This window comes from Streptomyces sp. QH1-20, assembly GCF_041283565.1.
GTDB lineage: Bacteria > Actinomycetota > Actinomycetes > Streptomycetales > Streptomycetaceae > Streptomyces > Streptomyces syringius.
In genome coordinates this window covers 3442408-3459410 of the sequence record NZ_CP166299.1, presented here as the reverse complement: position 1 = coordinate 3459410, position 17003 = coordinate 3442408, and the positions used below count along the sequence as shown (strand labels likewise).

The following is a 17003-nucleotide window of genomic DNA, read 5'->3' as shown; positions in this document are numbered from 1 at the left end:
GGTCAGCGCATCACTTCCCCGGCGTTCACCAGCAGCGACTGACCGGTGATCGCCCGCGCGCGGTCGGAGGCCAGGAAGACGACGGCCTCCGCCACGTCCCCGTCCGTCGCGAGGTCCGGCAGCGCCATCCGGTCGGTGAGCCGGGCCCGTACGACCTCCTCGGGCACCCCCTCGCTCAGGGCGGTGCGCCGGACGTGCTCACGCACCGGCGGCCCCCACATCCAGCCGGGCTGCACGGTGTTGACCCGGATGCGGCGCGGGCCCAGCTCGCGCGCCAGCGAGTACATCGCCGAGACGAGGGCGCCCTTGGACGCGGCGTACGCGGTCTGGCGGACCTGGGTGGGTGCGGCCACCGAGGACTGGGTGCCGATGAGGACGACCGAGCCGCCCCGCTTCCCGAGCGCCGGCAAGCAGGCGCGGGTCAGCCGCAGCGCGCCGAGGAGATTGACGTCGAGCACCTGCCGCCACGCCGCGAAGTCCGCGTCCTCCAGGCCGCCGAAGTGCCGGTCCAGGGCCGCGACGTGGACGACCGCGTCGAGACGCCCGAAGCGGTCGGTGGCGGCGCCGGCGAGGGCGTCGCACTGGGTCTGGTCGGTGATGTCCGTGGCGAGACGGGCCGTGCGTTCGCCCGACGGGTCGATGGCCGCGGCGGTCCGGGCGAGGTTCGCCGCGGTCCGGGCGCCGAGGACGACCCGGGCCCCGTCGCGGACGCACGCCGCCGCCACCTGCCCGCCGAGACCGGGGCCGACGCCGGACACGAGTACGGTCTTGCCGCGCAGCAGCATGGGACGGCACCTCCCGTGACAGCAGAACTGACGTGACGTCAGGTGGTATTCAGGGTAGGTCCGCGCGCCGCGGTGGCGCCATACCTCGCCCGCCTCTGCCGACGTCTCCCCATTTGACGCTATGTCAGCTAGACCTGTGGGTCATGACGAATGACGACACCCGCGCCCGGGTCTACGGCGAGCTGGCCTCCGTCGGGCCTTACGGGGTGCGCCCCGGGCACGCCCTGATCACCCTGGTCGAGCCGGACCCGGGCCAGGAGCGCGCGTACAACCGCTGGTACGAGGACGATCACTTCATCGCCGGCGCCATGGCCATGCCGTGGATCTACGCCGGCCGCCGCTGGGTGGCCACCCGGGAGCTGCGGGAGCTGCGTCACCCGGCGGAGTCCGCCGTCGCCCGGCCGGTCACCGCCGGCTGCTATCTGTCGGTCTACTGGATCACCGAGGGGCGCTACGACGAGCACATGCGGTGGACCGTCGGCATCAACAAGCGGCTGCATCGCGACGGCCGCGTCCACCAGGCCCGCCGCCATGTCTTCACGGCCTTCCAGGACCACGAGGCGACGGTCTACCGGGACGGCGCCGAGGGGCCGCGGGACTTCCATGCGCTCGACCACCCCTACGCGGGCCTGGTCCTGGAGGTCATCGACGCGAACGGGCCGCGCGAGCGGGAAGAACTGCTGCGGTGGCTGGGCACCGAGCGGCTCCCGGAGCGCCTCACCGGATCCCCGGCCGCGATGGTCACCGTCTTCCGGCCGACACCGCTGCCCGGTGACCGCATGAGCTATGTGCCGCAGGTCGAGGGAGTGGACACCCGGCTGACCCTGCTGTGGTTCCTCGAGCGCGACCCACGCGTTTGCTGGGAGGAACACTTCGCCGGGCGCGGGGCGGACGTCGAACGCACCGGCCTCGGCCGGGTCGAACTCGCCGCCCCCTTCATCCCGACCGTCCCCGGCACCGATCGTTACGTGGACGAACTGCGCTGACGACGACCGTGGAGGCGCGGAAGCCGCCCGCACGGTGCCTGTGGGGGGTGATGGCAAGCCCCCTCGGCCACGACGGCTTTCAGACGAGAGGGCTGTGCGCGGAACTGCGTATGGATGGTCAATCAGAGCCGGAACGGAACGCCGGGGTCAGAGGTCGTACGAGCCGTCGTTGACGGTCGTCACGAACGAGGACCAGGCGTGGGGGGTGAAGGTGAGGGTGGGTCCCTGCGGGTCCTTGGAGTCACGGACCGCGATGGCCTGCGGGAGAGGGGAGGCGACCTCCACGCAGTCGCCGTTGGCGAGCGAGTGGGAGGACTTCCGCCACGTGGTCTTTCCCTGGTGAATAGCCATGATTACTCCGATGCCTGTGAATGCTGTCTGTCGTTTCAACGCCGGTTTCCCGAAGCGATCTCGACGTTACGCGCCAACATCACCTGATGAATGGCCTGTTCACTCGACCGGATGGCATATTCCAGGCGCCTCTTCCCAGACAGCGGCCTCGGGTGTACGGTGCGCCACTTTCACGCCACCGGGCCGCCACCGGGCCCATCGGGCCCTCACCGGGCCCCGCCCCGTTCAACGTGCGGATCTCAGCTGCCCCACTCCTCGGCCACCTGGCTCATGAACTGCCGCGAGTGCTCCGCGTTGAGAGCCTGCATCCGCAAATGCTCGTACATCACGCTGTACGTCTGCACGTCGTTCGGCTTCTCCAGATAGAGATCGCTGGTGATCCCCTCCAGATAGACCGTGCTGGCGTCCTGCGGATCGTGGAACTCGAGGATGGAGAACTTCCCGTACATCCCCGGATGCGCGCCCACGTCATAGGGCAGCACCTGCACGGTGATGTGCGGCTGGAGGCTGAACTCCACCAGGTGCTCCATCTGTTCACGCATGATCGCGCGGTTGCCGACGATCCGGCGCAGCGCCGACTCGTCGATGACTGCCCACAGCCGCAGCGGGTTGTCCGGATCGGTGATGCGCTCCTGCCGGCGCATTCGCACCTGCACCCGCCGTTCGACGTCCGCCGCCGTGGCCTCCGGCCAGGAGCCCTCGGTCACCGCGCTCGCGTAGTTCGGCGTCTGGAGCAGACCGGGCACGAGGGACGCCTCGTACACGCGCAGCGAGGAGGCATCGGTCTCCAGACCGATGTACACGCTGTACGGGATGTCGCCGAAGGCGTGCCACCAGCCCTGCTGCCGCGACTCCTTGGCCATCTGCATCAGCGAATCGACGATGCGGTGGTCCTCGACCCCGTACACCCCGCACAGATCGCGGACGTCGCGCTGACTGATACTGCGGCGGCCGTTCTCCAGCCGACTGATCTTCGACTGCGAGACCAGTAGCCGCTCGGCCACCTCCTCGGCGGTCATGCCCTTGAGTTCGCGTAGCTTGCGCAGCTCCTGCCCCAAGCGGCGCCGTCGTACGGTGGGATTGACACTGGACGCCACGGGGCGCACCTCCGGCTCCGTCATGCTGCTGTCTCCTGATCCGCAGCCTGCCACCACTGGCCGGGGCGGCGCTGGAAAATGCCGACACAGAGTCCGCTCGCGGTGACCGGCGCCCGGCCGCCGGCGAGGGACGATCGCGCACCCGGGGTCACCCGCGGCGAAAGGGCCGGCCACGCGCGAGGCGCGAAGCGCGCACACGCACGCGGGGTGGTGGACCGAGCCGCCGTCCGGGACGGGCCGGCCCACCACCCCGCGTGCTGCTGCGGCTCCCGAACCGGGTCATGGGGACTGCGGTGCGGTCGGTGGAGCGGAGGGTGTAGCGAGCGGTACTGCACTTGATCCATGGGACTGATGTGCTCAAGGCCTGTGCTGGTCGTACGAGCGGGCGAACGCCGACGGCAAAGCCGCCTACGAGGCTCCCGCACGGGCCATCACGGCCTCCTGGTGCGCGGGCTGCGCGGGAACCCCGGCGGACTCCACCGAGGGCCGGCCGGAGGTCGACCTGCGCCCCGAACCGCCGCCGGCGCGGCCACTGCCGCCCGCACCCGCCGTGGCCGGTGCCCGACGCGGCTGGGCGGCGACCCCGTTCTGCACGTCCATCACGGCGTGCGCGACGAGTCCGCCCATCGGGTCGTGCCTGATCAGATCCCGGAGCCGGGAGCGTGAAGAGCGGCCCTCGTTGCCCGGGTACAGATGCTTGCCCAGACCGACCGCGTGGGCCAGTGCGGCGAGCGCCGCGGTCCGCGGGTCCGGCGGCACGCCGGTGCGGATCGCGCTGTCCAGCCGGGCCCTGATCTCCCGGCTGATGGCCGTGTCCGTCGCCTGGTAGCGAGTCGTCGGCAGCACCCCGCACATCTGGCCCGCCACGGCATGCACCATGCCGCACCGCTCCAGGTGTGTGAGATACGTCTGGCGCAGCCCCAGCCGGGGCCCGCCGATCCAGTGGACGGCGCGTACCGGGCTGCCGCGGCGGCGCAGCAGCTCCAGTGCGGAGTCCAACGTCGGATCTCCTGTCGGCCGTGGCATCACCACGGCGATACGATCCCCGTCTGGGGCTATCCGTCCAGCCAGAGCCAGCTCCACTAGCTGTGCCCCGGCCAGGCCGAGGTCGAGCGACTGCGGCTGCGCCGTGGTTCCCGTGGCCGGGTCCAAGGCGAGCAGCAGAAGCTCCTCCGGAATTGTTCTGCGGCTCCTGCCCATCCATGCCTCCCCGCGTGGATGAGTGACAGGGTGACCCCTCTCACATTGGTCTGTCGAGAGTGCGTGGTGGCTTCGGGTGGGAACCGGTAGGTATGTCGTCTCGTCTAGCACGTGGATGAAGCCGGGCGAAGCCCTGTGACGGTGCGGTTGCGCTTCTGCGGCACAGGACACTGGTAGACGTTGGGAAAGTTCGGGCAGCGGGGTGCTGGGTGCTCCGCCTCGGCGTATGACGTGGGAATTCGAGGAGGCATCGGTGGCGGGCGAGTCCCCCGACAAGTCGGAGCAGCGGAAGTCGTCGGGGGAGACGACTGGCGGCGAACGCGACCCGCGGCTCGGAGTTTTCCGAGAAGCGACGGTCAAGACCTCTTCCTCGGAGTCCTCGGAGTCCTCGGCCTCGAAGACCTCGCAGCCCTCGGAGTCCGTTTCTGATCCGGTGGCATCTGCGAAGTCCGAAACGGCTTCGGGTTCCGGTGCGGTTCCGGCCAAGGGCCGGGTAGTCAATGCGATTGCAAAGCCCTCGGCTGATTCCGAGGTGGAGCCCGCTGCGAAGTCCGGCACGAAGTCCGAGCAGAAGCCCGAGCAGAAGTCCGAGGCCGGCTCCGGGGCGAAGCCCGAGGTGAAGGCGCCCGCCGAGGCCGCAGCCGGCGACGACCGGCTGAAGGCCGCCGTCGCCGCCTGGGTGGCGAACGCCGACGACACCGAAGGCGTCGACGACACCGCCGGAGGCGACGCCGTGGAGCCCGGAAAGACCCGGGAGTCCGCGAAGTCCGGGAAGTCCACCGACAAGCCCGCCGCGAAGACCGACGCCGCGAAGTCCGACGCCAAGGCCGCGGCCGCCTCAGGCGAGAAGCCTGCCGAGACGTCCGCCGAGAAGTCGGCTGCCGAGCCCGCCGCCGGGAAGTCCGGCGAGCAGGCGAAGGCGGCGGACGCTCCCGCCGGGAAGCCCGTGGACCGGCCGACCGCCGTGTTCGGCGTGGTGAAGCCGAAGAACGGCGCGGCCAAGCCCGCCGAGGCACCGGCCAAGAAGCCCGCCGACGAGCCGACCGACAAGCCGTCCGACCAGGCCGCCGCCCCGGCAGCCGACAAGCCGGCCAATCAGCCGACCGCCGTCTTCGGTGCCGTGAAGCCGAAGAACGGCGCCGCGAAGCCCGCCGGGGCCCCGGCGACGAAGCCGTCCGGCGACGAAGCCGCCAAGCCGACCGCCAAGCCGTCCGACAAGGCAGCCGAGAAGCCGTCCGACGCGTCGGGCGACCAGCCGACCGCCCTGCTCAAGGCCCCCGCCGTCCCGGCCACGGGCAGCGCCCCGGCCCCGGGCAAGGCGCGGCCCAAGGGCACCGCGGAGTCGGACTCTGAGCGCACGAGCCAGTTCGTACCGCTGAAGTCCGACACCCCCGCCGCTCCGGCCGCCCCCGCGAAGCCCGCCATACCGGTCAGCGTCACCCCGCCGACCGGCGTGCCGAAGGCGCACGCCGAGGCCGAGCGCACCAAGCAGACGCCGCTGCCCCCGCAGCCCGCCGCGGGTGCGGAGCCGGCGGGCCCGGCCGCGCCGCTGGACCTGCTCGCGCAGCTGACCAACACCCCGCCGCCGCCGGAGACGCCCGTGCGCACCGCCGTGCGCCGGGTGAAGATCTGGACGCCCCTGGTGGCGCTGCTGCTGATCATCTTCTGTGTCGTGCAGGCCTTCCGCCCGCTGCCGGACCCGACGCTGAAGCTGACGGCGAGCAAGAGCCACTCCTTCGAGGGCGCCAAGCCGTCGCTGCCGTGGCCCACCGAGGGCCAGGGCTACGTCGAGGTGTCCGGGCTCGGCACGATGGGTTCGTTCGGCGAGCAGAAGCCCGTGCCGATCGGCAGCGTGGCCAAGACCATGACCGCGTACATGGTGCTCAAGAACCACCCGCTGAAGCAGGGCGAGAACGGCCCGATGATCGACATCGACGCCAAGGCCGTGTCCGACGCGGGCAAGGAGTCGGAGGGCGAATCGGTGCTGAACACCGTGAAGCCCGGTCAGAAGATCTCCCTGCGGGACGCCCTGTCCGCCGTCATGATCCCGTCGGCGAACAACATCGCGCGACTGCTCGCCCGCTGGGACTCCCAGTCCGAGGAGGCGTTCATCAAGAAGATGAACGACACCGCCAAGGACCTCGGGATGAAGAACACCACCTACACCGACGCGAGTGGCCTCATGGAGACCACGGTCAGCACCGCCGAGGACCAGGTGAAGCTGGGCAAGAAGGCGATGGAGATCCCCGCCCTGGTGGCGATCACCAAGCTGCCCTCGTGGAAGGACCCCTCCGGCACGACCCACCGGAACTACAACACCCTCGTCCCCTTCGACGGCGCGATCGGCATCAAGACCGGCAGCACCACGAAGGCGGGCGGCAACCTGCTCTTCGCCGGCCAGAAGGAGATCGGCGGGACGACGCAGCTGATCGTCGCCGCGGTGCTCGGACAGCACAAGGCCCCGATCATCGACACGGTCAACGCGGTCAGCAAGAAGGTGCTCATCGCGGCGCAGGGCGAGCTGAGGGACCACAAGGTCGTCAAGAAGGGTGATGTCGTCGGCCGGGTCGACGACGGCCTCGGCGGCACGACGCCCGTCGTCGCGACCAAGGACGTCACGGCCGTCGGTTGGTCCGGCCTCACCGTGAGCCTCGCGCTCAACGACGCCGGCCGTAAGCTCCCGCACTCGGCGAAGGCCGGGACCGAGGTCGGACAGCTGACCGTGGGCAGCGGGCCGGGTCAGGTCCGGGTGCCGGTGACGCTGAAGAAGGACCTGGCGGAGCCGTCGTTCGGGTCGAAGCTGACCCGCCTCGGCTGAGCGCAGCGGATGTGACACGGCCGGGTCCGGTTCGCCGGACCCGGCCGTGACGGGTGGCGCGGCTCCTGGCCCGTACGAGTGCGTACGGGCCGGGAGCCGTTTCACCCTTCAGGGCCCGTCGCGACGGCGTGTTAGCGTCGCGAAGGTTGACGTATGGCACGGCCCGGCCGAAGGGAAGACGTCGGGGGAAGACGGGGAGAACCGCAGTGACCACCGTGGGGCCGGCGCGCGCCGACAAGCCGCAGGAACCGGACGACAGGGGCGATGTCGTCCCGTCCCGGATAGGGAAAGCGGAAGCGGAGCGTGATGCCGGTGACACCCGCCCGTCCGCGCCGTGGTGGCGCAGGACGGGCCGGTGGGCTCAGACGCGTCCCGTGGCGACGACGCTGATCGTCGCCGCCGTGCTGCACGTGATGTGGTTCTGGCTGTTCGCGAACAGCGGCGGCGATCTCGCGGCGCAGGACGCGTGGGCGGAGTTCGCCCTCCAGCACCCCGACTCGGCGTACAACCTGGCGTGGTACGGCGGTATGCACCCCGTCTCGTACAGCGTCATCTCGCCGTATCTGATGGCGCTGCTCGGTGTGCGCTCGACGATGATGATCGCGGGCACGCTCTCGGCCGGGCTGATCGCGATGCTGCTGGTGCGCAGCCGCTCCGTCCGGCATCCGCTGTGGCCCGCGATGTACGGCACCTTCGCGCTGACCTGCAACGCGATCTCGGGTCGGGTGACCTTCGGGCTCGGCATGATGTTCGGCCTGGCGGCCGTCGCCGTGATCTTCGCGTGGCCGGTGCGCTGGCGCAGCGAGGGCAAGTACCGCTGGGGCCGGGCCGCGCTCGCGGGTCTGCTGGCGGGGCTGGCCACGGCGTCGAGCCCGGTGGCTGGCCTGTTCGTGGGCATAGTGGCGGCCGCGCTCTTCCTGAGCGGCCGCCGTCCCGCGGCGTACGCGCTGGGTGTGACCCCCGTCGTGGTCGTCGCGCTGTCGGCGTGGCTGTTCCCGTTCTCCGGCCAGCAGCCGATGGCGTTCACCTCGGCGATCCTGCCGCTGCTCAGCGGCGTCTTCGGGCTCGTCTTCGCGCCCAAGCACTGGCGCACGGTCCGGATCGTCTCGGCCCTGTACGTGCTGGGCGTGGTGCTGGTCTGGGTGATCCCCTCCCAGATCGGCACCAACATCTCCCGGCTCGGCATGGTCTTCGGCGGTGTGGTGCTGGTCGCCGCGCTGCCGGAGCTGAAGGTGCCGTCCCGGTCCCAGCTGCTGACCGCGGGCCGCACCTGGTCCGCGGTGGTCCTCGCGCTCGTGACGATCACGGCCTGGCAGTCCACCAACTCCATCAGCGACATCGTGCACACCACGCCCGCCGCGTCCTGGGCCCGCGAGGTGGCCCCGCTGGTGGACCGGCTGCAGCGGGTCGAGGCCGAGCGCGGCCGGGTCGAGGTCGTCCCCGCGCGCAGCCACCGCGAGGCGTCGGCGCTCTCCCCGTACGTGAACCTGGCGCGCGGCTGGAACCGCCAGGCCGACATGAAGCGCAACCCCCTCTTCTACGACCGGCCCAGCAGGCTGAACGCCACCACCTACCGCGCCTGGCTCGACCGCTGGGCGGTGCGCCACGTGGTGCTGCCCATCGACGAGCCGGACCACGCGGCGGTCGACGAGGCCAAGCTGGTCGCCGGGGGACTGCCGTACCTGCGGAAGGTGTGGTCCGACGATCACTGGCGGCTGTACGAGGTGCAGGACCCGAAGCCCATCGCCGACCCCCCGGCGATGGTGGCGCGCACGGACGCGGACGGGATGACGATCACCGTCAACAACGCGGGCCGGGTGCTGATCCGCATCCCGTACTCGCCGTGGCTGGCCCTGATCGACGAGGACGGCAAGACCGTCCAGCCGCCGCGGATCGGCCCGAAGGGCGAGCCGCCGGTCAACGTCAACGGCTGTCTGACCAAGCACCCCGAGAAGGCGGGCGAGGACGAGCCGGAGGACGACTGGACGGTCCTGCACGCGCCGCACGCCGGCACGTACCGGATCGCGGCCCCGTACAAGCTGCCGCGTGGCACGGGCTGCCCGGACGATCTGAAGTAGGCGGGCCGGCCGGAGCGTGACGTAGGCCGACTGAAGCGCGGGCGGGTGAACCGAGAAGAGGTTCACCCGTTCGCCATTTCCGGGCACGCACGTGCGGTAGTCATTCCGTCGCGGCCGGTGACCAGGCCTTATGTCTGCGGACAGGTCCGGCGACGCCGCCCCGGACGGCCTTTCTGATGTGACGTCAGGGTGCAGGCGGGGCGGAACGCCGTTTCGCTCGGTTTGAGGAGCGTGGAACCCCGTCTTCATGTGGCACATCGGTGTGCCACGGCCGCGCTCGCGGAGGAACGAGCATGCGTACAGCAGCACGAGTGTTCACCGGCACCGCCCTGTCCATAGCCGCCGTCGCCCTCGCGGGCGCTCCCGCGCTCGCCGCCGGCACGTTCGAAAAACTGGAGGTCTCGCCGGGCAGCGTCCAGCCCGGTGCGACGGTCACGGTGAGCACCACTGCCTGTGGCCGCGACGGCGCGGGCACGGGTGATGCCAGCGCCGTCGGCGGCCCGGCGTCGTTCCAGCTCAACACGGGCACGCACAAGGAAGTCGTGGTCGGGCAGTTCAAGGCCCCGATGAGCGCCAAGCCCGGCACCTACGGCATCGGCGTCAACTGCAAGAACGGCCGGGAGGCCACGGGCGACCTGGTCGTCACCAAGGGTGAGGGCTCGGTGCCCCCCGTCCCGGCCCCGGCCCCCTCCCCGGCCACCTCCGGCTCCGCCCAGCCGCCCAAGGGCGGTATGAAGACCGGTGTCGGCGGCGCGAGCGAGAACGGCTCGGGCACGGCCGAGATCGCGGCCGGTGCGGCCGTCCTGACCGCCGCGGCGCTCGGCGGCACCTGGTACCTGCGTCGCCGCGAGAGCGGCGACCGCCTCTGACGCGAGCCGCCCCGGGCGGCCGAGTCCGTCCCCCGGCTCCCGGACGCACGCACGGCGTCCGGGGGCCGGGCACGGCCGAAACGCCCCTCGCCCGCCCTGAGATCGCCCCGTTCCGCCGCGGTGGAGGACCCGGATGGCTCAGACGCGACACAAGCGCAAGAAGTACCAGAGGCGCCGGGAGCACCAGCGCCAGGCGGCGCGGCGGCGTGCGGTTGGCCTGGCCGGCCGGGTCGAGTCTGTTCTGGCCGGGTCGGCCGAGCCGGCTGCGTCGGCCGAGTCGGTTCGCCCGCCGGGACTGGCTGAGCCGCTGGGTCCGGCTGTGCCGGTCGGCTTGGTCGGCTCGAGTGATCGGCCGGACCCGGTTGACCGGTCAGGCCCGTCCGACCCGACAGGTCCGGCTGTCCCGGCCGGTTCGGCCGCCCCGGTCGGCCCGACGCGTCGGCCGCGCGTTTCGCGCCCCAGGGCCGTGGTCGCCGTGGTGGCGGCGGGCGCGATGTGCGTCGGGACCTGGCTCATCGACCGCGGTACGGAGTCCGACGCCCCGCCGCCGCAGCCCTCGAAGGCGCAGGCGCTGCGGACCGACGGCGGCCGCGCCGCGTCGTCCATCGCGCCCCTGCCGCCCTCACCCCCCATCAGCGTGCGCATTCCCGAGATCCGGGTCGACGCCCCCGTGAAGCCGCTGGGACTGCTGCCGGACGGCACCCTCGAAAGCCCCCCGGACGACGACAGGAACCTCGCCGGCTGGTACGCCGCCGGTACCCAGCCCGGCGCTGCGGGCACCGCCATCGTCGCCGGGCACGTCGACACGGCCGCCGGACCCGCCGTCTTCTACGGCCTCGGCTCGCTCAAGAAGGGCAACACGATCGAGGTGCGGCGCGCGGACGGTCGTACGGCCGTCTTCACGACGGACGCGATCGAGGTCTACGACCGCACGGAGTTCCCGTCGGAGAAGGTCTACGGGGCGTCCGCGCGGGCGGAGTTGCGACTGATCACCTGTGGCGGCGGCTTCTCCGAGGAGACCGGTTCCTACCTCGGCAACGTCGTCGTCTTCGCCCATCTCACGGGCGTGAAGACCTGGTTCGGGGGCCGGAGCCTCTTCCGGGCGCCCGGTTCACCAGTCGATCTCAGGCTCGGGTTCGGGCCCGAAGTCCGGCTCGGGCCCGAAATCGGAGTCAGACCCGAAGACCGAATCGGGCTTCGGCCCTGGCTGGGCGGCCGGTCGGCTTGACTGCGGCTGGCCCGGCTGGCCCGGCTGGCCCGACTCGCCCTGCTGACCCGATCCCGGGCCCGCGAGGACGTCGAGGATCGGCCGGCCGTACTTCGCGAGCTTGTTCTCGCCGACGCCACCCACCGTGCCGAGCTTCTCCAGCGAATCCGGCATCAGGGTCGCGATCTCGCGCAGCGTCGCGTCGTGGAAGATCACGTACGCCGGGACGCCCTGCTCCTTCGCGGTGGCCGCGCGCCAGGCACGCAGCGCCTCGAAGACCGGCACAGCCGCCTCGGGCAGATCGACGGGCGCGGCGCGCTTGCCCGAGCCGCTCTTCGACGAGCTCTTCGCCGCCCGGCCCGGCTTCTCCGGCTCACGCCGCAGCAGCACCTGGCGCTGCTTGCCCAGCACCTCGGCGCTGGCATCGGTGAGCACCAGCGTGCCGTAGTCGCCCTCGACGGCCAGCAGCCCCTGCGCCAGCAACTGCCGCACCACGCCCCGCCACTCCGCGACGCTCAGCTCGGTACCGATACCGAAGACGGTGAGCCCGTCGTGGTCGTGCTGGATGACCTTGGCGGTCTTCTTGCCGAGCAGGATGTCGATGATCTGCCCCGCGCCGAACTTCTGCCGCCGCTCCCGGGCCAGCCGGAGCACGGCGGAGAGGAACTTCTGGGCGGCCACGGTGCCGTCCCAGGTCGTCGGGGGCGTGAGGCAGGTGTCGCAGTTGCCGCACGCGGTGCTCTGCTGGCCGAAGTACGCGAGCAGTTGGACCCGGCGGCACTCGACCGTCTCGCACAGCGCGAGCATCGCGTCGAGGTGCGCCCCGAGCTTGCGGCGGTGGGCGTCGTCGCCCTCCGAGCCGTCGATCATCTTGCGCTGCTGGACGACGTCCTGGAGCCCGTAGGCCAGCCAGGCGGTGGAGGGCAGACCGTCACGCCCGGCACGGCCGGTCTCCTGGTAGTAGCCCTCGACGGACTTCGGCAGATCGAGATGGGCCACGAACCGCACGTCGGGCTTGTCGATACCCATGCCGAACGCGATCGTGGCGACCACGACCACACCGTCCTCGCGCAGGAAGCGCGACTGGTTGGCGGCACGCGTGCGCGCGTCGAGACCCGCGTGGTACGGCACGGCGTCGATGCCGTTCTGCGCGAGGAAGGCGGCCGTGTCCTCGACGCCCTTGCGCGACAGGCAGTAGACGACGCCGGCGTCACCGTCGTGCTCGGTGCGCAGCAGCTCCAGCAGCTGCCGCTTGGGGTCGTTCTTCGGCGCGATGCGGTACTGGATGTTGGGCCGGTCGAAGCTGGCCACGAAGTGCCGGGCGCCCTGGAGGCTCAGCCGCCCCGCGATCTCGCCGTGGGTGGCCTCGGTGGCGGTCGCGGTCAGCGCGATCCGCGGCACGTCCGGCCAGCGCTCGTGCAGCGCGGACAGCGCGAGGTAGTCGGGCCGGAAGTCGTGGCCCCACTGCGCCACACAGTGCGCCTCGTCGATGGCGAAGAGGGAGATCTTGCCCCGGTCCAGCAGCCGCAGCGTGGCATCGACGCGGAGCCGCTCCGGCGCGAGGTAGAGCAGATCCAGCTCCCCGGCGAGGAACTCGGCCTCGACCATCCGCCGCTCGTCCATGTCCTGCGTGGAGTTCAGGAACCCGGCCCGCACACCGAGCGCCCGCAGCGCGTCGACCTGGTCCTGCATGAGCGCGATCAGCGGCGAGATGACGATGCCGACGCCAGGCCGGACGAGGGCCGGGATCTGGTAGCAGAGCGACTTGCCGCCACCGGTCGGCATCAGGACGAGCGCGTCACCGCCGCCGACGACATGCTCGATGATCTCCTGCTGATCCCCGCGGAAGGCGTCGTAGCCGAAGACACGCCGCAGGACGCGCAGGGCGTCGGAGTCGTCCGTGATCTCGGCGGTGATCGCGGTGGTGACAGTGGTGTCGGCGGGCGCGGTGGGCTCAGCGGGATCGGCCATTCGGGCAGTCTACGAGGATCCACCGACACCGCAGGGCGGTCGATCATGATCGGCCATTTTGGGGCAGGTCAGGACAGGGGAGCAGCCTGGAGGAGTGACGCGAAGCACGGCGTCGGCACCCGCCGGACAGGCCCTAGGCGACCTCTATCCCGTACTCCTGCACCAGCGCCTCCAGCCCGCCCGCGTACCCCCGCCCCCCGATGACGAAGTCCCAGTCGCCGCTCGCGCGCCTGCGGAAGGAACCGAGGACGAGAGCGGTCTCGCCGGGCCGCCCGTCGGACACCTCCAGCCGCCCCAGCTCGGCACCCGAGGCGTCCGACAGCCGGATCCGGGCGTCGGTGAAGCCCGACAGATCCGCCTGCGGATTGGCCTCCGGGTCTATCGCGGCGACGAGGACGAGCCGGTCGGCACCCTGCGGCAGGGCGTCGAAGGTGACGCGCACGGCAGCCTTGTCGGCGGCCGGGGCGGGCACGGCGCGGACGGACCCGTCGGGCGTGCGGGGGTTGTTGTAGAAGACGAAGTGCTCGTCGCTGAGCACGCGCGTGCCGTGGCAGACGAGGGCGCACACGTCCAGGACGACACCGCCGGACCAGGACATGCCCAGCACGTTGTAGTCACCGTCACCCTCGGCGGGCTCGGTGTCGGCCCCGGGCATGGCGGGTGCGGTCGCGCCGGAGCTCCCCCCGCTGTCACCGCCCAGCCGTCCGCGCAGCCCGTGCTGCCGGAGCAGCTCCACCAGCTCCTCCCCGGACACCAGCGTCAGCGGCTTGCCGTTGGCGAAGGCGTACGAGCCGGGACCGAACTTCGAGGTGGTCACGAGGACCCCCTTGTTGGCACCCGCGCCCTGGACGGTCCCGTACAGATCACGGACGGCGGTCGGCGGCACGGTCTTGCGGTACCGCTTGACCTGCACGATGATCCGTCCGCCGCTGATGGGATCCGGGTCCAGGGCCTCGACGTCGACACCGCCGTCATTGGAACGCTGGGTCATGACCGCCCGCATCCCCCGGGCCCGGAACAGCTCGGCCACCAGCCCCTCGAACTCCACCGGATCCATCGCGAACAGATCCGGGTCGTCACCACCACCGTGCGAGACGACCCCCCGCCCGACCTCGTCGGGCAGCCGCCCCGGCCGGACGGCCGCCAACTGGTCGGGACGGGCCGACAGCAACCCGCCGAGCCCCTCGGTGAGGCACTCGACGGCACTCACCTGCTCCAGATGCAGCTGTCCGAAAACGGAGCGGGGAACGGTGACGGCGGCGAGGAAGATCTGGGCGAGCCGCCCGGTGACCGGGTCGTGCTCGTCCACGAACCCGTTCAGCGCCACGGACTCCAGCGCCCCGAACTCGTCCGCCGCGAACAGATCACGCAACGCCAGCAGCACGCACTGCGCCAGCACGTCCCGGTACAGCGCCCGCCGCTGGGTGACCGGCCGGGCGACCTCCTTCTCCTGGTCCGCGTTGACCATGTACCGCACCGACTTCGTCTCCGGCACGATGTCGAACCCCGGCAGCTCCCAGTTCAGCACCAACTGCCGGGCACCCGGGTCGTACGACGCCGACAGCTGATGCGGGAAGTCCTCCGGCCAGGCGGTCGAGGCGTACAGCGCCGCCGAGAAGTACTCGACGACCGCGTCCGGATCCCCCTCGCGCAGCGCGGACGCCATCTCCGCGATACCGGCGTTGTACCGCCGGATCTCCGCGAGCTGCGCCACCGCCCACGCGTCGTACTGCCGCCGGTACGCGGCCAACTGCTGCTGCCGCTGCGCCGCGGCGGCCTGCGCCGCGTGCCAGTCCCGCTCGAACTCGGCCCGCGCGAACCGGTACTGAACCGGATCCGGCATCGGCACGGGCTGCGCGAGATGCCCGGGGGCGAACGCCTCCACCTGCTCCGCCCGCGCGAGCGCCCCCGTGGTGAACCCCGGCGCCCGGCACCCCACCACGAGCAGCCCGGTCAGCTCCTCGACCCGAGCCTCGATCTCCTCGGTCCGCCGCCGCGCCTCGGCCTCCCGGGCCTGCCGATAGGCGGCCCGCTGCTCCCGGTCGAGCCGAGCCGACTCCCGCTCATAAGCCCGCCGCTCCCGCTCCAACCGCCGCTGCTCCTGCACCTCCGCCCGATGCCGAGCCTCCACCTGCCGCTGCTGCTGCCGCTGCGCCTCGGCCCAGACGCCGATCAGTCCATTGGAGCGACGACTCATACGGAAACATGCCCTCCCCTCGGGACGCGGGACGCCCCGGAACCGCGTACTGGCCCCACAACCAGCGGTAATGAGATCCGACTTTAGTCGGTTTGGGGCGGTGCGATCATCAGGTTGGGTGGGGTGGGGTCCGGAGGCGGAGGATGATCGGTGCGTTCCCTGACCCGGTTGCGTGGTCGGGCGCTAGTTTTGGGCGGGGCTCAGGAGGCGAGGCCCCTGAGGGGGTGAACTTGTCTCTTATGCCCGGTTCGGTGAAACTGCTCGGGATCGTCTGCGGTCGGCGATGAATTGGCAGGTCGCAGAGGCTGCTCCCCGCGCATGCGGGGATGGACCCGAGCGTGGGCCTATTGGGTGATGACCGGGGCGCTGCTCCCCGCGCATGCGGGGATGGACCCTGGATGAGTGAGTCCACGGTATCTGCGGGGTGCTGCTCCCCGCGCATGCGGGGATGGACCCAAGCTCAAGAGGTTCAACCACCTCGCCGACCACTGCTCCCCGCGCATGCGGGGATGGACCCAAGGTCGTCACCCAGGGCGAAGCCATAGAGATCTGCTCCCTGCGCATGCGGGGATGGACCCATCCATGTGATGCCAGCGGACGCCATCCTCCACTGCTCCCGCGCGTGCGGGGATGGACCCGTGAAGCTGACGCCGCCCACGCTTCCGGCCGTCTGCTCCCCGCCCCCGCGGGGATGGGCCCGAGGGAACCCGTTCGAGAACGAAGTCCTTCATCTGCTCCCCGCGCCTGCGGGGATGGACCCTTCATCCAAGCAGCGGCTCAAAGCATCTTCAGCTGCTCCCCGCGCCTGCGGGGGTGAACCCGACCATCCCGACCCCGCCCACGGCGTGCGCCACTGCTCCCCGCGCCTACGAGATGGACCCTGAGCTCGCAGCGAGCGACCTGTTCCCCGCGTCTGTGGGATGGGCCGACGGCCACGTCTGGCCGACCGCAGTGCTTGCCGTCCTTCCGGAGAAACTGTTCCCCACCCCCGCAAAGAAGGAGCCGCCTCCGTGTCCGACCGCGTCACCGTCACCCACTGCGCCCCGCGCCTGCGGGGGATGAACCGGTGGTCCACCGAGAGCGAAGGGCTGCCCGTCCGCATCTGAAAGACAGTTGCGCCCTTCAAGGTCACACGGGACGCGCCTCGTGGGCTGCCGCGATCGCGTCGATGCGCTTGGCCAGGTCGAAGTCCGCGACAGTGAGCCGGTGGCCCGCGTCGTGTGTGGTGATGCCGAAGCGGATGCGGTCCCAGCGGAGGTCGATGTCCGCGTGGTGACCGATCAGCCGCTCGATGTCCGCGACGTGCACGATCAGCGCCACGCCTCCGTGGTACCGGATACCGAAGGTGCGGGTGATCTCATCCCCCGACCGCTGCCAGCCGGGAAGCTCCCGCAGATGCTCCGTGATCTCCGCGTCCGTCAGTGGGACGATTGCCTCCGCCACG

The 17003-nt window shown here is 71.3% G+C and carries 12 protein-coding genes and 1 CRISPR repeat array; of the genes, 5 read left to right on the top strand and 7 right to left on the bottom strand.

Going from position 1 to position 17003, the window contains the following annotated elements; genetic code table 11:
- Positions 1–2 precede the first annotated feature (2 nt).
- Positions 3–785, bottom strand: coding sequence for an SDR family oxidoreductase (locus AB8O64_RS15455; RefSeq protein WP_370419693.1), 783 nt, complete (start codon positions 783–785; stop codon positions 3–5).
- Between the two features lie 143 nt (positions 786–928).
- Between AB8O64_RS15455 and AB8O64_RS15450 the strand changes: the two genes are divergently transcribed.
- A complete protein-coding gene (locus AB8O64_RS15450; RefSeq protein WP_370419692.1) occupies positions 929–1771 on the top strand; it encodes a hypothetical protein in 843 nt (280 codons plus the stop codon).
- A gap of 147 nt (positions 1772–1918) precedes the next feature.
- On the opposite strand, the gene AB8O64_RS15445 is transcribed toward AB8O64_RS15450, so the two are convergent.
- From AB8O64_RS15445 to AB8O64_RS15435, 3 genes are all read right to left on the bottom strand, one after another.
- Positions 1919–2122: a DUF397 domain-containing protein gene (locus AB8O64_RS15445; RefSeq protein ID WP_130879085.1), complete on the bottom strand. Its 204-nt coding sequence runs from the start codon at positions 2120–2122 to the stop codon at positions 1919–1921.
- 239 nt (positions 2123–2361) lie between these two features.
- Positions 2362–3219 (bottom strand): helix-turn-helix transcriptional regulator, encoded by an 858-nt coding sequence (locus AB8O64_RS15440; RefSeq protein WP_130879218.1) that lies wholly within the window; start codon positions 3217–3219, stop codon positions 2362–2364.
- A 408-nt stretch (positions 3220–3627) separates the two neighbouring features.
- Positions 3628–4419, bottom strand: a complete 792-nt coding sequence (locus AB8O64_RS15435; protein ID WP_184733980.1) for a GPP34 family phosphoprotein — start codon at positions 4417–4419, stop codon at positions 3628–3630.
- A gap of 532 nt (positions 4420–4951) precedes the next feature.
- On the opposite strand from AB8O64_RS15435, the gene AB8O64_RS15430 reads away from it, so the two are divergent.
- The 4 genes from AB8O64_RS15430 to AB8O64_RS15415 all read left to right on the top strand — a co-directional run bounded on the left by AB8O64_RS15430 (position 4952) and on the right by AB8O64_RS15415 (position 11412).
- Positions 4952–7237, top strand: coding sequence for a serine hydrolase (locus AB8O64_RS15430; RefSeq protein ID WP_370419691.1), 2286 nt, complete (start codon positions 4952–4954; stop codon positions 7235–7237).
- Positions 7238–7443: 206 nt separating this feature from the next.
- Positions 7444–9315 (top strand): MFS transporter, encoded by a 1872-nt coding sequence (locus AB8O64_RS15425; protein WP_370419690.1) that lies wholly within the window; start codon positions 7444–7446, stop codon positions 9313–9315.
- A 293-nt stretch (positions 9316–9608) separates the two neighbouring features.
- Positions 9609–10184: a hypothetical protein gene (locus AB8O64_RS15420; protein WP_370419689.1), complete on the top strand. Its 576-nt coding sequence runs from the start codon at positions 9609–9611 to the stop codon at positions 10182–10184.
- Positions 10185–10650: 466 nt separating this feature from the next.
- Complete coding sequence (locus AB8O64_RS15415) at positions 10651–11412, top strand: class F sortase (protein ID WP_370419688.1); 762 nt, start codon at positions 10651–10653, stop codon at positions 11410–11412.
- Here AB8O64_RS15415 and recQ read toward each other — a convergent pair.
- From recQ to AB8O64_RS15400, 3 genes are all read right to left on the bottom strand, one after another.
- Positions 11296–13362, bottom strand: coding sequence for a DNA helicase RecQ (gene recQ, locus AB8O64_RS15410; RefSeq protein ID WP_370419687.1), 2067 nt, complete (start codon positions 13360–13362; stop codon positions 11296–11298). The genes AB8O64_RS15415 and recQ overlap by 117 nt on opposite strands.
- 133 nt (positions 13363–13495) lie before the next feature.
- Complete coding sequence (locus AB8O64_RS15405; protein WP_370419686.1) at positions 13496–15559, bottom strand: restriction endonuclease; 2064 nt, start codon at positions 15557–15559, stop codon at positions 13496–13498.
- 305 nt (positions 15560–15864) lie between these two features.
- A CRISPR array of direct repeats spans positions 15865–16479; the repeat unit is 29 nt; unit sequence CTGCTCCCCGCGCATGCGGGGATGGACCC.
- 208 nt (positions 16480–16687) lie between these two features.
- The gene (locus AB8O64_RS15400) at positions 16688–17002 is read right to left on the bottom strand and encodes a 4a-hydroxytetrahydrobiopterin dehydratase (RefSeq protein WP_370419685.1); all 315 of its coding nucleotides are present in this window, start codon (positions 17000–17002) and stop codon (positions 16688–16690) included.
- Position 17003 lies beyond the last annotated feature (1 nt).

Coding starts and splice junctions, on each gene's coding strand:
- AB8O64_RS15435 (WP_184733980.1), bottom strand. CDS start 4,419: ATGGGCAGGAGCCGCAGAACAATTCCGGAGGAGCTTCTGCTGCTCGCC.
- AB8O64_RS15405 (WP_370419686.1), bottom strand. CDS start 15,559: ATGAGTCGTCGCTCCAATGGACTGATCGGCGTCTGGGCCGAGGCGCAG.
- AB8O64_RS15455 (WP_370419693.1), bottom strand. CDS start 785: ATGCTGCTGCGCGGCAAGACCGTACTCGTGTCCGGCGTCGGCCCCGGT.
- AB8O64_RS15450 (WP_370419692.1), top strand. CDS start 929: ATGACGAATGACGACACCCGCGCCCGGGTCTACGGCGAGCTGGCCTCC.
- recQ (WP_370419687.1), bottom strand. CDS start 13,362: ATGGCCGATCCCGCTGAGCCCACCGCGCCCGCCGACACCACTGTCACC.
- AB8O64_RS15445 (WP_130879085.1), bottom strand. CDS start 2,122: ATGGCTATTCACCAGGGAAAGACCACGTGGCGGAAGTCCTCCCACTCG.
- AB8O64_RS15420 (WP_370419689.1), top strand. CDS start 9,609: ATGCGTACAGCAGCACGAGTGTTCACCGGCACCGCCCTGTCCATAGCC.